Here is a 7,936-nt window from a genome sequence, read left to right as displayed (position 1 = left end):
TCCACCGAATGCCTAAGGTTTCCTGAGGAAGGCTCGTCCGCTCAGGGTTAGTCGGGACCTAAGCCGAGGCCGAAAGGCGTAGGCGATGGACAACAGGTTGATATTCCTGTACCACCTCCTCACCATTTGAGCAATGGGGGGACGCAGGAGGATAGGGTAAGCGCGGTATTGGATATCCGCGTCCAAGCAGTTAGGCTGGGAAATAGGCAAATCCGTTTCCCGTAAAGGCTGAGCTGTGATGGCGAGCGAAATTTAGTAGCGAAGTTCCTGATTCCACACTGCCAAGAAAAGCCTCTAGCGAGGTGAGAGGTGCCCGTACCGCAAACCGACACAGGTAGGCGAGGAGAGAATCCTAAGGTGATCGAGAGAACTCTCGTTAAGGAACTCGGCAAAATGACCCCGTAACTTCGGGAGAAGGGGTGCTTCTTAGGGTGTTAAAGCCCCGAGAAGCCGCAGTGAATAGGCCCAGGCGACTGTTTAGCAAAAACACAGGTCTCTGCGAAGCCGTAAGGCGAAGTATAGGGGCTGACGCCTGCCCGGTGCTGGAAGGTTAAGAGGAGCGCTTAGCGTAAGCGAAGGTGCGAATTGAAGCCCCAGTAAACGGCGGCCGTAACTATAACGGTCCTAAGGTAGCGAAATTCCTTGTCGGGTAAGTTCCGACCCGCACGAAAGGCGCAACGATCTGGGCACTGTCTCAACGAGAGACTCGGTGAAATTATAGTACCTGTGAAGATGCAGGTTACCCGCGACAGGACGGAAAGACCCCGTGGAGCTTTACTGCAGCCTGATATTGAATGTTGGTACAGCTTGTACAGGATAGGTAGGAGCCTTGGAAACCGGAGCGCTAGCTTCGGTGGAGGCATCGGTGGGATACTACCCTGGCTGTATTGACCTTCTAACCCGCTGCCCTTATCGGGCAGGGAGACAGTGTCAGGTGGGCAGTTTGACTGGGGCGGTCGCCTCCTAAAATGTAACGGAGGCGCCCAAAGGTTCCCTCAGAATGGTTGGAAATCATTCGCAGAGTGTAAAGGCACAAGGGAGCTTGACTGCGAGACCTACAAGTCGAGCAGGGACGAAAGTCGGGCTTAGTGATCCGGTGGTTCCGCATGGAAGGGCCATCGCTCAACGGATAAAAGCTACCCCGGGGATAACAGGCTTATCTCCCCCAAGAGTCCACATCGACGGGGAGGTTTGGCACCTCGATGTCGGCTCATCGCATCCTGGGGCTGTAGTCGGTCCCAAGGGTTGGGCTGTTCGCCCATTAAAGCGGTACGCGAGCTGGGTTCAGAACGTCGTGAGACAGTTCGGTCCCTATCCGTCGTGGGCGTAGGAAATTTGAGAGGAGCTGTCCTTAGTACGAGAGGACCGGGATGGACGCACCGCTGGTGTACCAGTTGTTCTGCCAAGAGCATCGCTGGGTAGCTATGTGCGGAAGGGATAAGTGCTGAAAGCATCTAAGCATGAAGCCCCCCTCAAGATGAGATTTCCCATAGCGCAAGCTAGTAAGAACCCTGAAAGATGATCAGGTTGATAGGTCAGAGGTGGAAGCATGGTGACATGTGGAGCTGACTGATACTAATCGTTCGAGGACTTAACCAAATAGGTTACTCGGTCTTTTTCTTCTTCATCCATTATCTAGTTTTGAAGGGACAAAGCTTTTTGCGTAAGCAAAATCGATTTCCTTCAATCAAATAGTCCGGTGACGATAGCGAGAAGGTCACACCCGTTCCCATACCGAACACGGAAGTTAAGCTTCTCAGCGCCGATGGTAGTGAGGGGCTGTCCCCTTGTGAGAGTAGGACGTTGCCGGGCGAAACATCTTAATTAAAGAATTGCGAATCATACCGATTAGGCGTCTTCTTGGAAGTACTAACTGAAATCGGAACAGTCCTTTACCATGCTAGAAGCATAAGCTACTTAATATTATTATCGCGGGGTGGAGCAGTCTGGTAGCTCGTCGGGCTCATAACCCGAAGGTCGCAGGTTCAAATCCTGCCTCCGCAATCGAGTAGTTTCAACAAAGCTGAAACTACTTTGGTCCGGTAGTTCAGTTGGTTAGAATGCCTGCCTGTCACGCAGGAGGTCGCGGGTTCGAGTCCCGTCCGGACCGCCATTTATGAGTGTAAAACGAAACTTAGTTTCGTTTTTTTTTATGTGTATACGCATGTTTTTGCTCATTCTTGTGATTTAAGGTAAACTACAGATAGAGGAAAGTTACTTGTCTTACAAGTACTAAAAACATCCTTAGGAGCAGAAGTCCTAAGGTTTTTTCATATCTGTTGCATTTTTAATCAGCACTGTTTTATACAATTGAATGCAGCACATATATTTGAGAAAGTAAAATAGTTTAAAACAGCACATAATGTTTAGTGCGATAATGTAAAAACAACGATGTTTATATTTTAAATAGATTCAGGTGATATATGAATATGAGTGAATATACAATTACTTCGAAAAATCCTGCCGAAACAATGGAGTTGGCAAAACGATTAGCTGCTCTATTAAAGCCGCAGGATGTCATTACCTTAGAAGGAGATTTAGGCGCGGGGAAAACCACTTTTACAAAGGGATTAGCTGAAGGGTTGCACATAAAGAAAACGGTCAACAGTCCAACATTTACAATTATTAAAGAGTATAATGGAGCTCTCCCACTGTATCATATGGATGTTTATCGATTAGAGGATTCGGATGAAGATTTAGGCTTTGATGAATATTTTGAAGGAGATGGAGTGACCGTTGTTGAATGGGCCCATTTAATTGAAGAGCAGCTCCCAAAAGATAAGTTAATGATTCGTTTAAGGCATGGAGCCAATGATACAAGGTTAATTACGTTGATGCCACAGGGTGCCCGTTATGAGGAATTATGTAAGGAGTTAGGAATATGAAGGTTTTAGCCATTGATACATCAAATTACGCTTTAGGAATTGCCGTCATCGATGAAGAGAAGGTAATTGGAGAATATATAACGAATGTAAAGAAGAATCATTCCATTCGTGTGATGCCTTCAATTGAAACATTATTAAGAGATTGCGATCTTACTGCAAAAGATATTAACAAAATTGTGGTTGCCCAAGGCCCCGGCTCCTATACAGGTGTAAGGATAGGTGTGACAATTGCAAAGACGTTAGCTTGGACATTAAATATTCCACTCGTTGGAGTGTCTAGCTTAGAAATATTAGCAGCCGCTGTTGGAAGATACTTTTCGGGAGCGGTCTCACCTCTTTTTGATGGGAGACGTGGACAAATTTATACAGGTTTGTATCAATATAAAAAAGGAAAGTTAGAAACGGTAGAAAGCGACCAAATTCTTCAATCGCGAGACTGGGCGGACCAGTTGTATTCTTTTTCAGAGCCAATTCTTTTTGTAGGGAATGACCTGCCTTTACATCAAGATGTAATCGCGGAAATAATGGGGGAGAAGGCTCAATTTGCTGAAATCACCGAGCAAAATCCACGGCCTGCGGAGCTAGCCTTTCTCGGTATGCATAGAAATGGCGTTGATATTCATTCCTTTGCCCCGAACTATATTCGACTGGCGGAAGCGGAAGCTAAATGGATCGAAGCGAACAAAGCAAAGAACTCTAACTAAGGAAGAGAGAGAAATGACTAAACAACTTACATTTCGTGAGATGGAAGAGAAGGATATCGATCAAATTGTGTTCATAGAAAATGAGTCCTTTACCAGTCCTTGGAGCCGAGAATCGTTTGTAAATGAATTAACGAAAAATCGATTTGCGTTATATACGGTATTAGAGGATGAGGATGGGGTTTTTGGATATTGTGGGGTATGGATTATTGTTGATGAAGCACATATTACCAATATTGCTGTACTGCCGAAGTACCGCGGTAAAAAATTAGGGGAGGCGCTATTAAAGAAAGTAATGGAGATTGCGAAGGAAAAGGGTGCGAAGACAATGACATTGGAAGTAAGAGTGTCCAATCATATTGCCCAATCTCTCTATCGCAAACTTGGCTTTCAAAATGGAGGAATCCGAAAAAGCTATTATACCGATAATCATGAAGATGCATTAGTAATGTGGGTGAATTTGTAATGAAAAAAGAACAATATATTATGGGAATTGAGACAAGCTGTGATGAGACCGCTGTAGCGATTATAAAAAATGGTCGAGAAATCATCGCGAATGTCGTTGCGTCACAAATTGACAGCCATAAGCGCTTTGGCGGAGTTGTTCCTGAAATTGCATCAAGGCATCATGTTGAACAATTGACGATTGTATTGGAAGAGGCGCTAACAAAGGCTAATTTAGAGTTTAAGGACATGGATGCAATTGCTGTAACAGAGGGGCCTGGACTTGTTGGGGCATTGCTAATTGGTGTTAATGCTGCGAAGGCTTTAGCGTTTGCACATGGAATACCGTTAGTTCCCGTACATCATATTGCTGGTCATATATACGCCAACCGAATTGTGGCAGAAATGAAATTTCCGCTATTAGCACTAGTGGTCTCTGGTGGACATACTGAACTAGTATATATGAAGGAGCATGGCCATTTTGAAGTAATTGGGGAAACAAGGGATGACGCTGCTGGAGAGGCTTATGATAAAGTTGCAAGAACGCTAAACCTCCCATATCCAGGTGGGCCACATATTGATAAAATGGCACAGGCTGGAGAGGCGACGATTCCATTGCCGAGAGCATGGCTGGAAGAGGATTCGTATGATTTTAGTTTCAGCGGATTAAAATCGGCAGTTATCAACACTGTCCACAATGCTGAACAACGTGGAGAGAAGCTAATTCCTGAAAATCTAGCCGCTAGCTTTCAAGAAAGTGTCATTGATGTGTTAGTTACGAAAACATTAAAAGCAACAAGGGAATATAATGTTAAACAAGTATTGTTGGCTGGCGGAGTAGCTGCGAATAAAGGACTAAGAACAAGGTTGGAAGAAGCGTTTTCCACAGAAAAAGTTGAACTAGTGATTCCGCCGTTGTATTTGTGCACGGATAATGCAGCAATGATTGCTGCAGCGGGAAGTATCTTTTATGATAAAGGGCAACGTGCAAAGCTTGATTTAAATGCAAACCCAGGCTTAGATATTACGATTCACAACTAATAAATACAACAGCGAGAAAAACCCGAGCAATCGGGTTTTTCTGTGGATAAGACCTTATTCCTTGTGGAAAATGTGGATAAATAGATGATTTTTTGTGGATAATGTGGAAAAGTTTGTGGAGGGCATTAATATAAGGGTTTTAAATGTGGACAAATATGTGGAAAATAAAAACCGGGATAGTGTTGCTATCCCGGTGCTTCATTCTGAAAATTATTCTGCCAATTCAGTCCATTCTTCAAGGAGATGATCCAGCTGTTCTTTTGCCTGCTCTGTTTCTGTAGTAAGGTTTAAAACCTTCTCGTGATCCTGAAAAATTTCAGGCTCGCACAGCAATTGTTCATTTTTTTCAATTTTTCCTTCGAGCTCCTCAATCAGTTGTTCGATTTCTTCTATTCTTCTTTTTCTTTGCCGTTCTATTTTTTTTGCTTCTTTATCCTGTTGATAACTTGTCTTTTCTTGCTTTATTTGTGAACCTGCTGTTGATATATTTTTTTGTTCCAATGCTTTTAACTCTTCAAATTCAAGCTTTTTCTCAACAAAATAGTCATAGTCACCGAGAAATTCGGTTGCGGAATGGGGGCTAAGCTCCAATACTTTTGTCGCAATCCGATTAATAAAATAGCGATCGTGTGATACAAATAAAATGGTTCCAGGGTAATCAATTAAAGAGTTTTCCAATACTTCTTTGCTGTCTAAATCAAGATGGTTTGTCGGTTCATCTAAAATAAGAAAATTAGCCTTTTTCATCATTAGTTTGGCTAAAGCTAGTCGCGCTTTTTCACCACCGCTTAAAGTTGAGACAGTTTTTAATACATCATCTCCAGAGAAAAGAAAATTCCCTAATACTGTGCGAATATCCTTTTCGTTCATTAAAGGATAGTCGTCCCACAATTCATTTAAAACCCTTTTATTGGATGTTAATTCAGCCTGCTCCTGATCATAATAGCCGATAGTTACGTTTGAACCAAAGTGAATATCACCAGCCAGTTGGGGTAATCGACCGATAATTGTTTTTAATAGAGTGGATTTGCCAATTCCATTTGGGCCAACAAGGGCAATACTGTCTCCCCTTGTGAGGCGAAAGGAGAGCCCTTCACTAATTTTTTCACTGTCGTAACCGATTGCTAAAGAGTCTACTTTTAATACGTCATTTCCACTTTGTCTTTCGATGTCAAAGCCGAATGAGGCTGACTTTTCATCACCAAGAGGCCTGTCCATCACTTGCATTCGTTCTAATTGTTTTCTGCGACTCTGCGCCCTTTTAGTTGTGGAAGCGCGTGCCAAGTTGCGTTGGATAAAGTCTTGAAGTTTAGCGATTTCTTCCTGCTGTTTCTCATATTGCTTCATCTCGCGCTCGTAGTTCAATGCCTTTTGTTCTAGATACGCACTATAATTCCCTGTATATCTTGTGATGTTTAAACGCGAAATTTCATACACTTGGTTCACGACTTTATCTAGGAAGTAGCGATCATGGGAAACGATAAGAATAGCACCAGAATAGCTCTGTAAGTAGTTTTCCAGCCATGAAAGAGTGTCGATATCAAGATGGTTTGTCGGTTCATCAAGAATTAAAATATCAGGTTTCGTTAGCAATAGCTTTCCTAAGGCGAGTCTTGTTTTTTGTCCGCCGCTCAAACTCGAAATTTTTGTTGAGTAATCAAATGAATGGAAATTTAATCCATGCAAGACAGAGCGAATATCTGCTTCGTACTGATAGCCACCGTTTTCTTTGTAGGATACTTGCAGCTGATCATACTCTTTTATAATTTTTTCGTACTCAGTTGAATGATTGAAGATAGCCGGATCAGCCATTTTTTCTTCCAATTGCCTCAGCGTACGTTCCTGTGATTTCAAATGCTGGAACACCGTCAACATTTCATCCCAAATGGAATAATCCGATTCCAGTCCGGTGGTTTGTGCTAAATATCCAATCTCGACACCTTTTGGTTTAATAATTTCGCCACTTTCATAAGACAGCTGTCCAGCGATAATTTTCAGGAGTGTTGATTTTCCAGCACCATTTCGTCCAACGAGTGCAATCCGATCCTTTGTTTGTACCTCAAGTTTTATATTCGTTAAAATGGGGTCAGCCCCATATGATTTTGATAGTTGATTGACTTGTAATAGTATCATTCGTTTCACCTCAGTATGTCTAGGAATAGTGTAACGTAGAACATTAAGAACAGCAATTAAAGAAGATTTTTCCTGACACTCTTCTTTATTACGAGACACTTTTTTTCCTCGTGAAAGGAAAAATTTATTGTGAAGATAATAACAATGTTTTCACAAAGATCACAAAATAGTGTATCATTTGAAGTGAGGTGTTTGATAATGGCAGAGTTTACCCATTTTAATGAAGAAGGCAGAGCAAAAATGGTCGATGTTAGCAATAAGAAGGAAACCGTAAGAACGGCAATTGCTAACTCTAGTATTACAGTAAATAAACAAATTTACGAGCAAATTACCCAGCAGCAAAATAAAAAAGGGGATGTACTTGCAGTTGCTCAAGTAGCAGGAATTATGGCTTGTAAGAAAACAGCGGATATTATACCAATGTGTCATCCGCTTCCCTTGACAGGAGTGAATATTTCATTCAAGTGGGTAATAAAAGATGAGAATTATGAGTTAAAAATTACTGCATCTGTTAAGACAAAAGGAAATACGGGAGTAGAAATGGAAGCGTTAACAGCGGCTTCGATTTGCGCTCTGACAGTGTATGATATGTGTAAGGCTGTTGACAAGGGCATGGTTATTGGTCAAACGTATTTAGTGGAAAAAACTGGTGGGAAAAACGGCGATTTTAAAAGGGAAGAAGAAGTAAGATAAGGTTTAACTCGTTAAAAAAGGACTATATAGGGGTGGGGG

At 42.4% G+C, this 7,936-nt stretch carries 6 protein-coding genes, 2 tRNA genes and 2 rRNA genes; 9 read left to right on the top strand and 1 reads right to left on the bottom strand.

The window, feature by feature from the left end; translation table 11 throughout:
- From NST02_RS23690 to tsaD, 8 genes are all read left to right on the top strand, one after another.
- Positions 1-1,599: ribosomal RNA gene (locus NST02_RS23690) — 23S ribosomal RNA — on the top strand; the annotation flags it as partial.
- 96 nt (positions 1,600-1,695) lie between these two features.
- Positions 1,696-1,812, top strand: a 5S ribosomal RNA gene (rrf, locus tag NST02_RS23685).
- Positions 1,813-1,930: 118 nt separating this feature from the next.
- A tRNA-Met gene (locus tag NST02_RS23680) sits at positions 1,931-2,004 on the top strand.
- A gap of 32 nt (positions 2,005-2,036) precedes the next feature.
- Positions 2,037-2,113 (top strand) — tRNA-Asp (locus tag NST02_RS23675).
- A gap of 316 nt (positions 2,114-2,429) precedes the next feature.
- Positions 2,430-2,885, top strand: a complete 456-nt coding sequence (gene tsaE, locus NST02_RS23670) for a tRNA (adenosine(37)-N6)-threonylcarbamoyltransferase complex ATPase subunit type 1 TsaE (protein WP_095312976.1) — start codon at positions 2,430-2,432, stop codon at positions 2,883-2,885.
- Positions 2,882-3,589 carry a tRNA (adenosine(37)-N6)-threonylcarbamoyltransferase complex dimerization subunit type 1 TsaB gene (gene tsaB, locus NST02_RS23665; RefSeq protein ID WP_212934347.1) on the top strand — a complete coding sequence of 236 codons (708 nt, stop codon included), beginning with the start codon at positions 2,882-2,884 and terminating at the stop codon, positions 3,587-3,589. The genes tsaE and tsaB overlap by 4 nt, the downstream gene beginning before the upstream one ends.
- Before the next feature lie 13 nt (positions 3,590-3,602).
- A complete protein-coding gene (gene rimI / locus NST02_RS23660; RefSeq protein WP_150917222.1) occupies positions 3,603-4,052 on the top strand; it encodes a ribosomal protein S18-alanine N-acetyltransferase in 450 nt (149 codons plus the stop codon).
- Entirely contained in the window at positions 4,052-5,071 is a 1,020-nt protein-coding gene (tsaD, locus tag NST02_RS23655; RefSeq protein WP_340949972.1) for a tRNA (adenosine(37)-N6)-threonylcarbamoyltransferase complex transferase subunit TsaD, read from the top strand. Before rimI ends, tsaD begins: the two co-directional genes overlap by 1 nt.
- Before the next feature lie 210 nt (positions 5,072-5,281).
- Here tsaD and NST02_RS23650 read toward each other — a convergent pair whose 3' ends face one another.
- Positions 5,282-7,204 (bottom strand): ABC-F family ATP-binding cassette domain-containing protein, encoded by a 1,923-nt coding sequence (locus tag NST02_RS23650; protein ID WP_340950043.1) that lies wholly within the window; start codon positions 7,202-7,204, stop codon positions 5,282-5,284.
- 198 nt (positions 7,205-7,402) lie between these two features.
- Here NST02_RS23650 and moaC point away from each other — a divergent pair, with 198 nt between their 5' ends.
- Positions 7,403-7,897: a cyclic pyranopterin monophosphate synthase MoaC gene (gene moaC / locus NST02_RS23645; protein WP_137744879.1), complete on the top strand. Its 495-nt coding sequence runs from the start codon at positions 7,403-7,405 to the stop codon at positions 7,895-7,897.
- Positions 7,898-7,936: the final 39 nt, after the last annotated feature.

Origin of the sequence: Robertmurraya sp. FSL W8-0741, assembly GCF_038004005.1 — a bacterium.
In the GTDB taxonomy this organism is placed as follows: Bacteria; Bacillota; Bacilli; order Bacillales; family Cytobacillaceae; genus Robertmurraya; species Robertmurraya siralis.
This window is presented reverse-complemented; position numbering and strand designations above follow the sequence as displayed.